Origin of the sequence: Streptomyces sp. NPDC051136, from assembly GCF_044455745.1 — a bacterium.
GTDB lineage: Bacteria > Actinomycetota > Actinomycetes > Streptomycetales > Streptomycetaceae > Streptomyces.
This window is the reverse complement of sequence record NZ_JBITFE010000001.1, coordinates 458,735-474,322: the sequence shown is the minus strand read 5'-3', so window position 1 is coordinate 474,322 and position 15,588 is coordinate 458,735. Positions and strand designations below refer to the sequence as shown.

Genomic DNA, 15,588 nt, shown 5'->3' with positions numbered 1-15,588 from the left:
CGGCGGCCCTCACCTCTCCGGGCCGTGCGCCAACTGCGCTGTCTGCCGCCGGAGATGACGGGCATCAGGGTCAGTAGGAAGGAGGGCCGTCGCCATGACGACTCCCGTCAAGAAGCCCACGAGTTCCGTCGAGAGGCCCGCGCGGCGCATCCCCGGCTGGGCCAAGGCGCTGACCGCGTTGCTGCTGGTGCTCGTCGTGCTGTTCGCCGGGTTGCGGCTGAGCATCGTGCCGGGGCTGAAGGACCTGTTCGGCTCCGAGACGCAGGACCGCTCGGGCCCCGCGCTGCTCAAGTCCGTGCAGGACATCAGCCGTTACGACGCCGCGTCCGGCAACTTCCAGGTCGTCGTGGACCTGGAGAAGGACGCCAAGTTCCTGCCCGACGCGATCCGCGGCAGCCGCACCCTGTACGTCGGGGCGGGCACCGTGGACGCCTTCGTCGACCTCGGGAAGGTGGGCGAGAACGACGTCACGGTCGACGACGAGCGGACGTCGGCCACGCTGCGGCTGCCGCACGCCGCGCTCGGCGAGCCGGCCCTCGACCCCGACCGCTCCTACGCGGTCTCCAAGCAGCGCGGACTGCTCGACCGGCTGGGTGACCTGTTCTCGGACAACCCGAACAGCGAGCAGGCCGTGCAGAAGCTCGCCGCCCGGCACATCGGCGAGGCCGCGAAGGACAGCGAGTTGAAGGCGCGCGCCGAGAGCAACACCACCGCCATGCTCCGGGGCCTGCTGACCTCCCTCGGCTTCGAGGAGGTCCGGGTGACGTACGGGACGACCTGACCCCGGCCCGCGGGCACGGCCGGCCCGGCCCACCCGGCGGCACACCACCCCGGGGTCAAGGGGCGTGCCCGCGCTCGGGGGGATCCGCGGCACGGCGAGACGGGGGACGAGGGCGGGGGCGGCCGGCCGGGCGATCGCCGGGCATGCTCGGCGCGACGGCGGGCATCCTCGGCCATGGAGCGGGTAACCGCCCCACCACGCGGGGACGTCGAGACTGGAGGACTGACATGATTCGTGCCGCCTCACGGGTGCGTCCGTGGCCGCGCCCCCGCGCCGCCAGGACGCCGGAGGCCGAGCCGCAGAAGCCCGAGCGTCGCGAACGGCACGCGCTCGCCTGGCCGTTGCGCCTGCTGGCGACGGCGTGCGCGTTCGTCTTCATGGTGGCGTTCGCCGTGGTGCTGGCGCGGCTGACCCTGAACCCCTCCCCCGCGTCCGAGGCCCTGACCCACACGAACCTGCACCCCGGGCGCTCCGTGCGGGCCTACCTGGACCAGCCCGCGCTGCGCGACGCCGTCAAGCAGATCGGCGGGAACATCCTGCTCGGCGTGCCGTTCGGCGTCCTGGTCCCGGTCGTCGCCCCCCGCACGCGCGGGGTGCTGCGCGTGGCGCTGCTGACGGCCGTCGTGATGCTGCTGGTGGAGTTCGCCCAGGGCGCCCTGGTCACCGGGCGGGCCTTCGACATCGACGACGTCATCCTCAACACCACCGGCGCGCTGATCGGTTATCTGCTCCTCGGCCGGCGGATGAGCCGCACGGTGCACGCCCGCGTGACCCGCGCCTGAGGGCACGTTCCGGAGCGCGGGCCGCGGATGCGGTCGGAGGGCGGCGACATCTGGTCCGTACCAAGGTATTGACCACCCCTTATCTCACTACTTGAATAAAGAGGCGACACACTTCCCACCCCCACCTCGGTCGGCGCCCGCCCCGGGCGCCGTACGGAAGGGAGAGCCGTGGCACGTCCACGCCTGCTCCGCAGATGTCTCCTCGCCGCCGCCCTGTCCGCCGGACTGGCCGCGACCCTCGTGACCGGCCCCGCCCAGGCGGAACCCGGCACCTCCCCGGCCGCCGGGGCCGTCGGCGCCTCGTCCTCGGCGGCCGCCGCCGTGACCTTCTCCGACACCTTCGACGGACCGGCCGGCGCCGCCGTCGACTCCTCGAAGTGGCAGATCGAGACCGGCGACAACGTCAACAACCACGAGCGGCAGTACTACACCTCCGGCAACAAGAACGCGGCCCTGGACGGACAGGGCCACCTGGTCATCACGGCCCGCAAGGAGAACCCGGCCAACTACCAGTGCTGGTACGGCTCCTGCCAGTACACCTCCGCCCGGCTCAACACCTCCGGCAAGTTCACCGCGCAGTACGGGCACGTCGAGGCGCGCATGAAGGTGCCGCGCGGACAGGGCATGTGGCCGGCGTTCTGGATGCTGGGCACCCCGGTGAACTGGCCGGACTCCGGCGAGGTCGACATCATGGAGAACGTCGGCTTCGAGCCCTCCACCGTGCACGGCACCCTGCACGGCCCCGGCTACTCGGGCTCCGGCGGCATCGGCGCCGGCTACACGCTGCCGGGCGGGCAGGCGTTCGCGGACGCCTTCCACACCTTCGCCGTCGACTGGGCGCCCGACTCGATCACCTGGTCGGTGGACGGCAACGTCTACCAGCGGCGCACCCCGGCCGACCTGGGCGGGAAGCAGTGGGTGTTCAACAGGCCGTACTTCCTGATCCTCAACCTGGCGGTCGGCGGCTACTGGCCGGGCGACCCGGACGGCTCGACGGTCTTCCCGCAGACCCTGGTGGTGGACCACGTCTCGGTGACCACGGGCGACTCGTCGGCCGGGGGCGCGATCCGCGGTCTGGCCGGCAAGTGCGCGGACGTCGCCGCGGCGAACACCGCCAACGGCACCCCCGTACAGCTCTACGACTGCAACGGCACCGCGGCCCAGCGGTGGACGGTCGGGTCCGACGGGACCGTCCGGGCGCTCGGCAAGTGCCTGGACGTCAACGCCGGCGGCACGGCGGACGGCACGGTCGTCCAGCTGTGGGACTGCAACGGCAGTGCCGCCCAGCGGTGGGTCGTCTCCGCCGCGCGCGACATCGTCAACCCCCAGGCGAACAAGTGCCTCGACGTCACCGGCAACAACTCGGCCAACGGCACCCGGCTGCAGATCTGGACCTGCACGGGCGGCGCCAACCAGAAGTGGACGGTGGGCTGAGGCACCGGGCGGGGACGGCCCGGGGCGCCCCTCAGTGCGCGGCCCAGGTGAACTTGTCCCCGCCCACCCAGCGGACGACGGCCGGATCGTCCAGGTCGTGAACGGTGATGCCGAAGGCGGCGGCCGCCTCCAGCACGTCGGTGACGGCCCTGGCCTCACCGACCACCTGGCCGTCGATTTCCACGATCCGGAACGGTGGCGGGCCCGGGTGCACCCCGAACACGAGGATCCTCGGACTGCCGATGTACGGGCTGTCGATCTCGGTCATGCCATCGAGGGTAGGCCGCGACGTCCGCGAGCGGGCACCCGTGCCCGGCCCGGCACCGGCCTGCCACCCGTCTCGTGGTGCGGGTCCCGGCCCTCTGGGGAACCCTGGACAGTGCCGGTGAGGGCCGGTGGGCCGGGCCGAGGGCGCGCGAGGAGGCGGCGATGGACCCCGTCGAGGCGCTGGAGCGGATCGCGTTCCTGCTGGAGCGGGCCCAGGCACCGACGTACCGCGTCCGCGCCTTCCGTACCGCCGCCGGAGTGCTGGGCGGGCTCCCGGCCGGCGAGCTGCGCGAGCGGGCGGGGTCGCTGGAGTCGCTCAAGGGGGTCGGACCCAAGACGGCGCAAGTGGCACGCGAGGCGCTGGACGGACAGGTGCCGGGCTATCTGGCGAAGCTGGAGGCGGAGGCGGACACGCCGCTCGCCCGGGGCGGCGAGGAGCTGCGGGAGCTGCTGCGCGGCGACTGCCATCTGCACTCGGACTGGTCCGACGGCGGCAGCCCGATCGAGGAGATGGGCCGGACCGCGGCGGCGCTCGGGCACGAGTGGGCGGTCCTCACCGACCACTCGCCCCGGTTGACGGTGGCCCGCGGGCTCTCCCCCGCCCGGCTGCGCGAGCAGCTGGACGTGGTGGCGGAGCTCAATGCGGCCTGGGCGCCGTTCCGGCTGCTGACCGGCATCGAGTGCGACATCCTCGACGACGGCTCGCTCGACCAGGAGCCGGAGCTGCTGGAGCGGCTGGACGTGGTGGTCGTGTCCGTGCACTCCAAGCTGCGGATGGACAGCCGTTCGATGACCCGCCGGATGGTCGCCGCCGTCCGCGACCCGCACGCCGACGTGCTCGGGCACTGCACCGGCCGGCTGCTGACCGGGCGCGGCAGGCCGGAGTCGGAGTTCGACGCGGACGAGGTGTTCGCCGCCTGCGCCGAGTCGGGTACGGCCGTGGAGATCAACAGCCGCCCGGAGCGGCTCGACCCGCCGCGGCGGCTGCTGCGCCGGGCGGTGGCGGCCGGCGTGCTGTTCTCCGTCGACACCGACGCCCACGCGCCCGGTCAGCTGGACTGGCAGATCCACGGGTGCGCCCGGGCCGAGGAGTGCGGGGTGCCCCCGGAGCGCGTGGTCACCACCTGGTCCCTGGAGGAGCTGCTGGCCTGGACGCGTGAGGGCCGCACACCGCCTGGAGTGGCGGACCGCTGACGCGGGTACCCGCCCGCCGATCCACCCTCCGCGCACCACGAAAGGGACACCGCATGCAACGGGCGGCCGTGTTCGACGTCGACGGAACCCTCGTCGACACCAATCACCTGCACGTGACGACCTGGTGGGAGGCGTTCCGGCAGGCGGGCCACCAGGTGCCGATGCACGCGATCCACCGGGCGGTGGGGCTCCCCTCCACCGACCTGATCGCCCACCTGCTGGGCGAGGAGCGGGACACGGACCAGGACGCCGCGCTGAGCGCCGCCCACAAGGCCCTCTACGGCCAGTACTTCGACCGGCTCCCCGCCCTGCCGGGCGCCGGTGAGCTGCTGCGCCGGCTGGCCGGGGACGGCTGGACGGTGGTGCTGGCCACCTCGGCGGGCGGTGCGGAGCTGGGCGCCCTGCGGCGGGCGATCGACGCGGACGACGCGATCGCCGCCACCGCGAGCGCCGACGACGTGGACGCGGGCAAGCCGGACCCGGAGCCGGTGCAGCACGCCCTGGAGCTGGCCGGGGTACCGGCCGAACGGTCCGTGTTCGTCGGCGACACCGTGTGGGACATGCGTGCCGGCAGCCGGGCCGGAGTGCGCTGCGTGGGCGTGCTGTGCGGCGGCCTGCCCCGCGCCGACCTGGAGGAGGCGGGGGCGCAGGCGGTCTACGCCGACCCGGACGACCTCCTGTCCTCGCTGCACGGGAGCCCCTTCGCATGAGCCGCGTTACCATGTCCCACCGCCCGACGTTCCGCCCCCGTACCAGTCCGCCGGCCGGGCGGACGTCCCGCACCGCATGACCGCTGTGACACCCACCCGCCGGGAGACGCTCCGGGGGCGGCGGCCCCTGGCCGCCGTGTGGTGGGAGCTGTGTGCCGTCGGGCGGGCCGTGCGGGCCGCCTGGCGAGGTCCCGGACGGGAACGCGACCTGGTGGTGCAGTCTCTGAAGGCCGCCGGCGCGGCGCTGCTCGCCTGGGCCGTGGCGGGCGTGTGGCTGGACGACCCGATGGCATTGATGGCGCCCTGGGTGGCGCTCGTCCTCGTCCAGGCCACCGTGTACAGCTCGGTGCGGCAGGCCGGACAGCAGTTCGCGGCGATCTGCGCGGGAGCGCTGGTCGCGTCGGCCGCGCAGGCGATCACGGACGACACCACGGGTGCGCTGGCGCTGTCCCTGCCGGTGCTGATGCTGATGGCGAACTGGCCCCGCTTCGGCCGGCAGGGCATTTACACGGCCACCACGGCGGTGTTCGTGCTGGCCTCCGGTACGGCGGTGTCGGCCCCCGCGGTCGGCCACCGGATCGGGCAGGCCGCGCTCGGCGCGGTCATCGGCGTGGCGGTCAACGCCCTGGTGCTGCCGCCGATCCACCTGAGGGACGTCCGCGAGAACCTCGCGGCGCTGGCCCGGGAGTCGGGTGACGTGCTGTGCACCGTCGCCACCGACCTGCGGGAGACCGAGTGGGAGCAGAGCGCGGCCGCCTGGTCGAGCGACGCCGCGCGCCTTCAGCGGCGGCTGGGGGCCCTGGAATCCGCCCGCTCGTGGAGCCAGGAGAGTCTGCGCCTCACCTCCCGCTCGCTGCGCAGGCTGCACCGCGCACCCGCCACGGTGCCGCCGGAGGACGAGGACCAGCGGTGGAGCCGGGTCACCGGGAACATCACGGCGCTGATCCGGACGCTGGCGGTGGCGGCCGACGAGCGGCGGACACCCGCCCCGCCGGAACGCCCGGTGCTCGACCTGTACGCGCGCCTGCTACGGCTGATCGCCGAAGCCTGCCACGCCGAGGCTAGCCGGCTGATGGGCGAGAGGCCCGGGCCGGACACGAAGGCGGCCGCCGAGGAGACGATGGAGGAGCTGCACCTGCAGTTGCAGGAAGGGCTGCGGGAGCACGCCGGACGGGAGGCGGCACGGGCGGCGGTCCTCGGCACGCTGCTCCTCCAGGCGGAGAACCTGTGGGCCGAGGTCGTGCCCGAGCCCCGGGACTCCGCGGCACGTCCCGCGGAGCACTCCGCGGACGACGGGCAGTGACGCACCTCACCGCACACCACGGCGAACGGTGGAACACCCGCCGGTCGTTCACCGTTGAACAGACCGTGGGTACGGAGGGGACAGTGTCCCCGGGCCTCACCTATTGCCCACAGGGACGATCGTTCGGCTGAAGCCCTGTGGAGCCTTTCGCCGCGAGGCGACCGCCCTCCGTATCCGCCCCGGTCCGCCCCGGCCGTGATTCCCCCGTCACGGTCGGGGCTTCTCCTTGCCCGCCTGCCCGGCTCCCGCGCCCTTCTCGCGCGTGCTCTTCCCGGGCGGCGGGTACCCGGTGCTCTCCGCACGGACAGGCGGCCGAGAGGAGCACAGGGTGAGCAGCACGACGGGCGGCAGGATCGTGGTCACGGGCGCGACGGGCAACGTGGGCACCAGCGTGGTGCGGCTCCTGTCCGAGGACCCGGAGGTGGGGTCCGCCCTGGGACTGGCGCGGCGGGTGCCCGGGTGGTCGCCCGCGAAGACGGAGTGGGCCGCGGTGGACCTGGCCTCGGAGCGGACCGACCTGGCCGGCCACTTCGCCGGGGCCGACGCCGTGATCCACCTGGCCTGGGCGTTCCAGCCCACCCACGACCCGGCGACGACCTGGCGCACGAACGTGCTCGGCTCGATCCGGGTCTTCGAGGCGGTGGCCGCGGCCGGGGTGCCGGCGCTGGTGCACGCCTCGTCGGTCGGCGCGTACTCGCCGGGGCCGAAGACCCACGCGGTGGACGAGTCGTGGCCGACGCACGGCTGGCCGGACGCCGCGTACTGCCGGGAGAAGGCGTACCTGGAACGGGCCCTGGACATCTTCGAACGCGATCATCCGGGCATCCGGGTGGTGCGGATGCGGCCGGCCTTCCTGTTCAAGCGGGAGTCGGCCAGTGAGCAGCGCCGGATCTTCGGCGGCCGGTTCCTGCCGGGCCCGGCGGCGCGGGTGGAGCTGCTGCCCTTCCTGCCGGACGTCCCCGGTCTGCGGGTGCAGGCCCTGCACACGGACGACGCGGCCCACGCCTACCGGCTGGCGGCGCGCTCCGAGGACGCGCGAGGTGCGTTCAACCTGGCCGCGGAGCCGCCGGTGGACGCGGAGGTGCTGGGCGGGATGCTCGGGGTGCGTCCGGTGCGGCTGCCCCGCACCGCGGCCCGCTCGGCGATCGCCGCCGCCTGGGGGCTGCGGCTGCTGCCTGCCTCGCCGCACCTGTTCGACGCGGTACTGCGATTGCCGATCATGGACTGCGCTCGGGCGCGGGACGTACTGGGCTGGCAGCCGACGCGTACGGCCACGCAGGTGCTGGAGGAGTTCCTGCGGGGCCTGCGGGAGGGCGCGGGGGCGGACACCGAGCCGATGCGCGGGCGCAAGGTCGGCTGAGCCCCACGGGTGAGGGGCGGCGGGCACAGTGCCCGCCGCCCCTCGCACGTGAGAGCGCACGGCGCGACCGGCTGACTCGCCCGGCCGCCCCGGTCAGCCCGAGGACTCGTCGGGCACCGGATGCTCGGGGTGTACGGCGCCCGAGTGCGGCGCACCCTGCCGGCCGGTTCCCGCCTCGTCGGTGTCCGGTACGTCGGCCGCCGGCTCCGACTGCGCGTCACCGGCCCCGTCGGCGCCGCCGTCCTCGGACCGCTCGTCGTCCAGGCCCTGCTGGTGCTCCAGCTGCTCGCGGGTCGGCGAGGCGGCCTCCCACGGGTCGTCGTGGTCCCCGGCCTGCTGGTCCGGCATGTCGCGGGGGACGGGGCCACCGTTCTCCCCCGGTCCCTCCTCGCGGTGGTCGGACACTGCGCACTCCTTCCCGATGGTTCACCAAGGCGTCCGGTGCCGGCCGGCGGTCGCCCACCGGTGCCGGTCTCCGGCGGCGCCGGGTACCTCCTCGGGGCCCGGCGAAACCTCAGTGCGGCGCCCGCTCCTCGAGCGCCGTGCGCCAGGCGGGGACCGGGTACTCGGGGGCCGGCTCGGGACGCCTGCCGCCGCGCGCGAAGAAGTCGGCCAGGGGCAGGATCGCGGCGCCGACGGTCACGGCGTCGGGGCCGAGCCGCCCCAGGTCGACCGTGACCTTCCTGGCGGGGTGGCGCAGGGCGTAGGACACCGCGTGCCGGCGTACGGCGGGCAGGAAGCGGTCGCCCAGCTGGAGGCCGGCCCAGCCGCCGATCAGGATCCGCTCGGGCTGGAAGAGATTGATCAGGTCGGACAGGCCGGCGCCCAGGTACTCGGCGGTCTCCTCCAGGACGGCGAGCGCGACCGGGTCGGCGCCCTCGCCGTCGGCGGGATAGGCGGCGGCGAGCAGCGCGGTGAGGGCGCTCTCCTCGTCGGTGCCGTCCGGCACCCGGCCGCCCGCCTCCCGCCAGCGGGCCAGCAGCGACTCGGCGCCCGCGTACGCCTCCAGGCAGCCGAGTGCTCCGCAGCGGCAGCGGCGCCCCCTGACCCGGACCGTCAGGTGGCCCCACTCGACCGCCCGGCCCTGCTCCACCTCGGGGGTGACGAGGCTGGCGCCGACGCCGGAACCGAAGAGGACCACGACCGCGTTGCGGGCGCCGCGTCCGGCGCCGAACCACATCTCGGCCTGGCCGAGGGTCTTGGCGCCGTTGTCGATGAGGTAGGGGACGGTGTCGGGCAGCGGGGAGCCGGCGCGCAGCAGCGCCTCCAGCGGGACCGCGTCCCAGCCGATGGTCTGGCCGTGCACCACGGCGCCGCGGTCGGCGGTGTGCTCGACGATGCCGGGCACGCCGATGCCGGCGCCTAGCAGCCTCCCGGGCGGGAGCCCGGCCGTGGCCAGGACCTCGGCGATGCCGTCGCGGATGTGTCCGACGATGACGTCGACGTCGTAGCGCTGCTGGGCCAGCGGGTGTTCCGCGCGGGCGAGTTCGGTGAGGGTGAGGTCGAACAGCTCGACCCGCACCCGGGTCTCGCCGACGTCCACGCCGATCATGTGGCCGCTCGCGGGGGCCACGCGCAGCAGGGTGCGGGGCCGGCCGCCGTCGGAGTCGACGCTGCCGGCCTCCTCCACGAGTCCGTCGGCGACCAGGTCGGCGACCACGTTGCTCACGGAACCCGAGCTGAGTCCGGTCGCCGGCCCCAGCTCGAAGCGGCTGAGCGGTCCGTCGAAGTAGAGCCGTTGCAGCACGGCCGTACGGTTGGCCCTCCTCAGGTCGCGCACCGTGCGTCCGTTCCGCCCCGCCATGTGGCTCCTCCCGTACGTGCCCGGTCTGCAACATACCTCTGCCGGACAATCGCACGCGACTTCCCTTCGCCCTTAATTCATGCTATGAACTCGCGCTCGCCGAGAAATCGCTGGCCCTCTCCGCCGTAAGCTATCTACGCTAGGCGTAAACCTAGAGAGTCTAGTTTCGATGTCCATGTGCAAGGGAGGCTCCCATGAGAGCACTCGACGAGCAGGCCGTCCGCGCCTCTTTCATCAACTGCTCGAAGGGCGAGGCGAAGCGCCTGGCCGTGCCCCGTGATCTCGACGAACGCCCCTGGGACGACCTCGACTTCCTCGGCTGGCGTGATCCCGGAGCGCCGGACCGCGGTTATCTGGTCCTGGAGGAGGGCGGCCGCCCCACCGGTGTGGCGCTGCGGTTCCAGCCGCCGCGCAGCGGCTTCCTCCAGCGCAGCATGTGCGCGCTGTGCCTGACCACCCATCCCCGCGGCGGTGTGTCGCTGATGACGGCGCGCAAGGCGGGAGCGGCCGGCCGCGAGGGCAACTCGGTCGGCCTGTACATGTGCACGGACCTCGCCTGTTCGCTGTACCTGCGGGGCAAGAAGGTGCCGGAGAGCGGCGGCCGGTTCGAGGAGAGCCTCACTCTGGAGCAGCAGATCGCCCGGACCGTGGGCAATCTCGCCGCGTTCGTCGCCAAGGTGACCGGCTGACCCGTCCGGCGGCGCCCGGCGCGTGAGAGGGGTCCGGCCGCCCGCGTCCGGCTACCGTCCTGATCGGACACGTTCGAGGCGCCTGCGGAAGGGAACAGCCCGAGGATGCGGGATGTGCTTGAGGCCGCCAGGGCGGCTCTGCGTCGGGTGAAGTGGCTGCGGGACCCCGTGGTCGTGCAGGCCCTGCGCTCCGCCGCCGCGGCTTCGATCGCCTACGTCATCGCGGTGCGGCTGTCCCCCGACAAGTCGGCGGCACCGCTCACCGCGCCCCTGACCGCGCTGCTGGTCGTCCAGGTCACCCTGTACGCCACGCTGAAGATGAGCTTCCGCCGGGTGAACGCCGTGGTCGCCGGCGTCCTGGTCGCCATCGCCTTCAGCCAGCTGGTCGGGCTGAGCTGGTGGAGCCTGGCCCTGATCATCGTGGCGGCGCTCGGCGTCGGGCACCTGGTGCGCGCCGAGGAGTTCACCGCCGAGGTCGCGATCAGCGCGATGCTGGTGCTCGGCGTGACCTCGCACGGGAGCCTGGCCTGGGCCCGGGTGGTGGAGACCCTGATCGGGGCGATCGTCGGTCTGGTCTTCAACCTGATCCTCGCGCCACCGGTGTGGGTGGAACAGGCCGGCGAGTCCGTCGTGGGACTGGCCCGGCAGGTGCGTCAGCTGCTGCTGCGCATGGGCGAGGAGGCTTCGGGCAGTACGCCGTTCCACGAGGCGGCGGCCCGGCTGCACGAGGCGCGCCGGCTCGACCACGACATCGGCGAGGTGGACGAGGACCTGCGCCAGGCCGAGGACAGCCTGCGGTTCAACCCCCGGGTGCGCGAGGGACTGCTGCACCGGGTCGTGCTGCGCACCGGCCTGGACACCCTGGAGATCTGCACGGTGGTCATGCGGGTCCTCGCCCGCAGCTTCACCGACCTGGCCAAGGAGCGGGAGCCGGAGCCTCTGTTCGCGCCGGAGACGGGGGCCGCCGTCCAGCAGCTGCTGTCCGAGATCGCCGACGCCGTGGTGAGCTTCTCGGTGCTGGTCACCAGCAGCGCGAGCGAGAGCGCCGAGTCCGCGGAGGAGCGGCTGGCCGCCGAGCTGCGCCAGGCCGCGGCCACCCGGGACCGGCTGGCCGACCTGCTCCTCGAAGAGGTCCGGCGCGACTCCCGGCAGTGGCAGCTGCGGGGCGCGGTGCTGACCGAGGTGAACCGGATCATCGACGAGATGGACACCGAGCACCGCTCCCGCCGGCTCCTGGAGGAGCTGGACCGCCACACCCGCGAGCAGCGCGAGCGCATGCCGCGGCTCACCCGGCTGCGGGACCGGGTGCGGGGCCGGCTGCGCAGGCGGAACCGCGGGGCCGCCGCGCGGCGTTCCTCTTGAGGAGCGACGAACAGGCACGGCGGATGAGGGGCGTTCGGATGACCGACACCAGTGTGCGGATCGACGGGAACCGGCTGACACTGCCGGGGGGTGCGGCGGTGCGCTTCGTGCGCACCCTGCGGCTGCCCGAGACGGGGACGCACCCGCTGCCGCCGGGGCTCGGCGAGTTCCCGGTCCGGCGGGTGGCCGACTACGCCGACAGCGTGCCCGAGGCCTGGCGTGCGCGCGGCGGCGTGATGCTGCCGGTGTACCTGCGCGAGGCCATGTGGCTGAGCTTCGCGGGCACCCGGGAGCCCGCCGCCCTTCAGGTGGGGGTGGGCAAGGTGTGCGCGGTCTCGGGCCGGCCGTGGAGCGACCGGCTGTCCCGCGATCCGCAGAACTACGTGGTCCTCCCCCGCCAGCCCTGGCTGGACGGCATCAACTCCGGGTCCGGCACCGTCCGGCAGTTCGTGGCGGTGCCGCTCGGCATGGGGGCGACCGTCGAGGGCCAGGTGACCGGCGAGGAGGTCTGGGGAGGCGTCCAGCTCCAGGCGTTCACGCTGGGCGAGGCGGAACTGGCCCGGTGGCGCGAGGAGGAGCGGCGCCGCGCGGAGTCGGCACGCAGGGCGGCCCCCTCCGGCGGCGCCTTCGGGGCCGCGGCGCCGGCGATGGCCCCGCCGGCCCCGGGTGCGGCTGCCGGGTACGGCGGTGCGCCACGGGCCCGGTCCGCGCCGGCCATGGGCCTCGGCGTCGGCGGCTCCATGCGCCAGGAGGTGTACCGCGACGAGCGGCCGCTGACGGACTGGGCCGGGCGCCCGGCCGGGCGGGTCTTCGTGCACCTGGTGACGCCGCCCGAGTGGCGCCGCATCACCGGCGAGGCGCCGCCGCCCTCGCCGGTGGACCGGGCGGCGTACACACGCGCCGGTCTGCCCTGGTACGACTACTACGACCAGGACGCCGACGACCTCGCGCCGACCGAGCCGCTGCGGGACGTCAAACCGGTCGGGGAGTGGGTCGGCGACGACCACGAGCCGTGGCAGGCCCCCGCGCCCGGCCAGGTCCACCCGCTGGGGGGCGCCCCGGGCAAGCCGGTGCAGGACGGGGACTGGTAGCCGCGCGAGCCGGGGCGGGCGGGGGACCATCGGACGACAGGGGCGGCTCGCACGGCCGCCGGGACCGGCACGGGAGGCGGCATGAGCGGTCACGGGTTCGACAGGCGCCGGTTCGTCGGGCTCCTCGCACGGGCCGCCACCACGGCGGCGCTCCCCGCGGCAGCGGCCTGCGGCGGACGGACGGATACCGACCGCCCGGCCACGACGGCCACCGCTCCCGGGGCGAGCCGCAACGCGGCGGGCGGGCGGCGGGAGGCATCAGGACCGCGCCCGCTCCTCCTCGGCACGTACACCTCCGCCGACGGCGGCGGCAAGGGCATCGGGCTGGCCGAGTACGACCCCGGCACGGGACGCGTCACCGGCCGGGGGATCCTCGCCGAGGTGGACGACCCGTCGTACCTGGCGGTGCATCCCGACGGCCGCACCCTGTACGCGGTGAACGAGCGCGAGGACGGGGCGGTGACCGCCGTCCGGCTGGCGGACCGCACGGTGCTGGGCAGCCGGAGCACCGGTGGCGCGGCGCCCTGCCACCTGTCCGTGCACCCGGGCGGACGCTGGCTGCTCAGCGCCAACTACGGTTCGGGCAGCGTGGCCGTGCACCCGATCGACGCCTCGGGCGCGCTCGGGGAGCGCACCGACCTGGTCACGCACACCGCTCCCCCGCCCGGCCCCGGACAGCGGGGTCCGCACGCCCACCAGGTCGTCACCAGCCCGGACGGCGGCCACGTCCTGGTCGTGGACCTCGGCACGGACACCGTGTACACCTACCGCCTGGACGAGAGCGCGGGCACCCTCACGGAGGTCTCCCGGGCGCGGACCCGGCCCGGCGCCGGACCACGGCACCTGACCTTCCACCCCGGCGGACGCCACGCCTACCTCGCCGACGAGGTCGACGACACCGTCGCGGTCTGCGCGTACGACCCGGAGACGGGACGCCTGACCATCGGCGAGGGCCAGTCCACCGGCACCGGGCCGGACCCGGGGTCCGGCACCAACTACCCGGCGCAGCTGCTGGTCACGTCCGACGGCGCGTACGCCTTCCTCGCCAACCGGGGGCACGACAGCCTCGCGCGGTACGCGGTGGAGGAGCGGGGGGCCCGGCTCCGGCTGCTCGGCACGGTGCCGGTCGGCGGCGCGTTCCCGCGGCAGATCGCGTTCTCCCCGGAGGGCGGGCTGCTGTTCGCGGCGAACCAGCGGTCCGGCACCGTCAGCGCGTTCCGCGTGAGCGGGGACACCGGCCGGCTGAGCCCGGTGGGAGAGCCGTTCGCCTCACCCGTCGCCGTCTGCGCGCTGCCGCTGTAGGGCCCGCGGGCAGGAGGCGGCGCTCGCCTGCGCGAGCAGTACGTGCACCCGCTCCGTGAGCTGCGCGACCTCGTCGGCGGGCGCGTGGAAGGGCAGGCGGACGTCGCCCTGCCCGCGGACGCGTTCGATGCGCAGGGTCAGCCCGTGCCGGTCGACGGCGAGCGGCCGCACCCGGACCGCTCCGTGCAGGCTGTCCGGATCGACGAGCCGCGTCAGCCGCTGCACGGCGTCGTCGTGGCAGTCGGCGAGATGGGTCAGCAGCCGGGCCTCGGCCAGGGCCAGCGGATCGGGCGCGGCGGCGGTGAACTCGTCGACGTCGACCACCACGGCCCCGGACGGACGCCGCAGCACCACGCGGGTGGGCCGGAAGGCCAGGTGCTCTTCCTCCACGGCCATCCAGCCTGCCAGCCAGAGCCGGGCCCTGATCCGGCTGTGCACCGGGACGGGCGCCACGTCGGCGAACTCCAGCACGGCGGACGGCTCTCCGCGGGGCGCGCAGAGCGCCGCCGCGAGCAGGGCGCTGTCCTCAGGCACCCGCAGGAGCACCCGTCCGTCGTCGGCCACGGTGTGCGCCCCGACGAACTCCTCGCGGCCGCCCTCCGCGGTCACCGCGCAGGACCAGGCGGCGGCGAGCACCGACCGGGCCTGCTCCGCCGCGGCCGGCGCGGCCGTCCAGGCGTGGTTGTCACCCATCCCAACCCCCATTCGGGGCACTTCATTAGGTAAGGCTCACCTAACCTATCGGAGATCGGGGAGCGCGCCAACCACGGCACCGGCTCCGTCCGCGCGGCCGCCGTGCCCTCAGGGCGCGATGGCCCCCAGCAGCGCCCGTGCGCACAGGTCGCGCACCTGCTCGCGGGCGGGCTCCGGGTCCCGCAGCCACTCCAGGCAGACGGCGGTGGTGAAGGCCAGCCAGCCGCGCACCGCGAGCCGCACGTCGCCGCGCTCCGCGAAGGCCGGACCGAACTCCGGGTCGGCGGCCAGGGCGGCGAGGATCTGCCGCTCCTGCACCGCGAGCGCCCGCCGGTACACGCGGCGCACGGCCCGGTCGCCCGCGGCGTCGGCGCGATGGAAGGCGCGGTAGCCGTGCGCGTGGGCCCGGACGTGCTCCAGGTACGCGTCGAGGCCCGCGGCGAGCTGCTCGCGGACCGGGACGCCGGGCACGGCCGCCGTGAGCCGCAGCATCCGCTCGCTCTCCCGCTCGACGACCGCGGCGAAGAAGTCCCGCTTGTTCGGGAAGTAGTGATACAGCAGCCCGCGGGAGACCCCGGCGATCTCGGCGACCTGCTCGATCCGGACCTCGTCGTAGGGGCTCTCGGAGAACAGTCGCGCGCCCACCGAGAGCAACTGCTCCCGGCGCTCGGCGGTACTGAGCCGGCGGCGGGTGCGCTCGCCCTGGTTCGCGGCCATGCCCGCACCTTACTTGACGCCGGTTCAACAACGGGTCGAGACTGGGCGCGTTATTGAATCCATGTACAACACGCTCGCCTCGGCTCGTGCAACACGCCG

At 74.5% G+C, this 15,588-nt stretch carries 16 protein-coding genes; 11 read left to right on the top strand and 5 right to left on the bottom strand.

Annotated elements, in window-relative coordinates:
* The first annotated feature begins 94 nt into the window (after positions 1-94).
* The 3 genes from ACIBCJ_RS02015 to ACIBCJ_RS02005 all read left to right on the top strand — a co-directional run bounded on the left by ACIBCJ_RS02015 (position 95) and on the right by ACIBCJ_RS02005 (position 2,997).
* Positions 95-781 (top strand): DUF4230 domain-containing protein, encoded by a 687-nt coding sequence (locus ACIBCJ_RS02015; protein WP_133884947.1) that lies wholly within the window; start codon positions 95-97, stop codon positions 779-781.
* A gap of 227 nt (positions 782-1,008) precedes the next feature.
* On the top strand, positions 1,009-1,563 hold the full coding sequence (locus ACIBCJ_RS02010) for a VanZ family protein (RefSeq protein WP_362092119.1): 555 nt from the start codon (positions 1,009-1,011) through the stop codon (positions 1,561-1,563).
* A 168-nt stretch (positions 1,564-1,731) separates the two neighbouring features.
* Positions 1,732-2,997 (top strand): ricin-type beta-trefoil lectin domain protein, encoded by a 1,266-nt coding sequence (locus ACIBCJ_RS02005; protein ID WP_362503691.1) that lies wholly within the window; start codon positions 1,732-1,734, stop codon positions 2,995-2,997.
* A 31-nt stretch (positions 2,998-3,028) separates the two neighbouring features.
* Here ACIBCJ_RS02005 and ACIBCJ_RS02000 read toward each other — a convergent pair whose 3' ends face one another.
* Complete coding sequence (locus ACIBCJ_RS02000) at positions 3,029-3,265, bottom strand: hypothetical protein (RefSeq protein WP_362092113.1); 237 nt, start codon at positions 3,263-3,265, stop codon at positions 3,029-3,031.
* Between the two features lie 161 nt (positions 3,266-3,426).
* Between ACIBCJ_RS02000 and ACIBCJ_RS01995 the strand changes: the two genes are divergently transcribed.
* The 4 genes from ACIBCJ_RS01995 to ACIBCJ_RS01980 all read left to right on the top strand — a co-directional run bounded on the left by ACIBCJ_RS01995 (position 3,427) and on the right by ACIBCJ_RS01980 (position 7,831).
* A complete protein-coding gene (locus ACIBCJ_RS01995; RefSeq protein WP_362092110.1) occupies positions 3,427-4,458 on the top strand; it encodes a PHP domain-containing protein in 1,032 nt (343 codons plus the stop codon).
* Positions 4,459-4,511: 53 nt separating this feature from the next.
* The gene (locus ACIBCJ_RS01990; protein WP_362092108.1) at positions 4,512-5,168 is read left to right on the top strand and encodes an HAD family hydrolase; all 657 of its coding nucleotides are present in this window, start codon (positions 4,512-4,514) and stop codon (positions 5,166-5,168) included.
* 76 nt (positions 5,169-5,244) lie between these two features.
* Positions 5,245-6,471 carry an FUSC family protein gene (locus tag ACIBCJ_RS01985; protein ID WP_365978766.1) on the top strand — a complete coding sequence of 409 codons (1,227 nt, stop codon included), beginning with the start codon at positions 5,245-5,247 and terminating at the stop codon, positions 6,469-6,471.
* Between the two features lie 328 nt (positions 6,472-6,799).
* Entirely contained in the window at positions 6,800-7,831 is a 1,032-nt protein-coding gene (locus ACIBCJ_RS01980) for an SDR family oxidoreductase (RefSeq protein WP_365978767.1), read from the top strand.
* Positions 7,832-7,924: 93 nt separating this feature from the next.
* Here the strand turns inward: ACIBCJ_RS01980 and ACIBCJ_RS01975 are convergent, their stop codons facing one another.
* Positions 7,925-8,236 carry a hypothetical protein gene (locus tag ACIBCJ_RS01975; RefSeq protein WP_362092098.1) on the bottom strand — a complete coding sequence of 104 codons (312 nt, stop codon included), beginning with the start codon at positions 8,234-8,236 and terminating at the stop codon, positions 7,925-7,927.
* A gap of 109 nt (positions 8,237-8,345) precedes the next feature.
* The gene (locus ACIBCJ_RS01970) at positions 8,346-9,635 is read right to left on the bottom strand and encodes an ROK family transcriptional regulator (RefSeq protein ID WP_365978768.1); all 1,290 of its coding nucleotides are present in this window, start codon (positions 9,633-9,635) and stop codon (positions 8,346-8,348) included.
* A gap of 194 nt (positions 9,636-9,829) precedes the next feature.
* On the opposite strand from ACIBCJ_RS01970, the gene ACIBCJ_RS01965 reads away from it, so the two are divergent.
* The 4 genes from ACIBCJ_RS01965 to ACIBCJ_RS01950 all read left to right on the top strand — a co-directional run bounded on the left by ACIBCJ_RS01965 (position 9,830) and on the right by ACIBCJ_RS01950 (position 14,079).
* Complete coding sequence (locus ACIBCJ_RS01965) at positions 9,830-10,324, top strand: FBP domain-containing protein (protein ID WP_365978769.1); 495 nt, start codon at positions 9,830-9,832, stop codon at positions 10,322-10,324.
* 105 nt (positions 10,325-10,429) lie between these two features.
* Positions 10,430-11,686 (top strand): FUSC family protein, encoded by a 1,257-nt coding sequence (locus tag ACIBCJ_RS01960; protein WP_362092090.1) that lies wholly within the window; start codon positions 10,430-10,432, stop codon positions 11,684-11,686.
* Positions 11,687-11,724: 38 nt separating this feature from the next.
* Entirely contained in the window at positions 11,725-12,777 is a 1,053-nt protein-coding gene (locus tag ACIBCJ_RS01955; RefSeq protein WP_365978770.1) for a hypothetical protein, read from the top strand.
* Positions 12,778-12,858: 81 nt separating this feature from the next.
* Positions 12,859-14,079, top strand: a complete 1,221-nt coding sequence (locus ACIBCJ_RS01950) for a lactonase family protein (protein WP_365978771.1) — start codon at positions 12,859-12,861, stop codon at positions 14,077-14,079.
* Here ACIBCJ_RS01950 and ACIBCJ_RS01945 read toward each other — a convergent pair.
* A complete protein-coding gene (locus ACIBCJ_RS01945; RefSeq protein WP_362092082.1) occupies positions 14,047-14,772 on the bottom strand; it encodes a DUF2470 domain-containing protein in 726 nt (241 codons plus the stop codon). The genes ACIBCJ_RS01950 and ACIBCJ_RS01945 overlap by 33 nt on opposite strands.
* 108 nt (positions 14,773-14,880) lie before the next feature.
* Complete coding sequence (locus tag ACIBCJ_RS01940) at positions 14,881-15,489, bottom strand: TetR/AcrR family transcriptional regulator (protein WP_362092079.1); 609 nt, start codon at positions 15,487-15,489, stop codon at positions 14,881-14,883.
* Positions 15,490-15,588 lie beyond the last annotated feature (99 nt).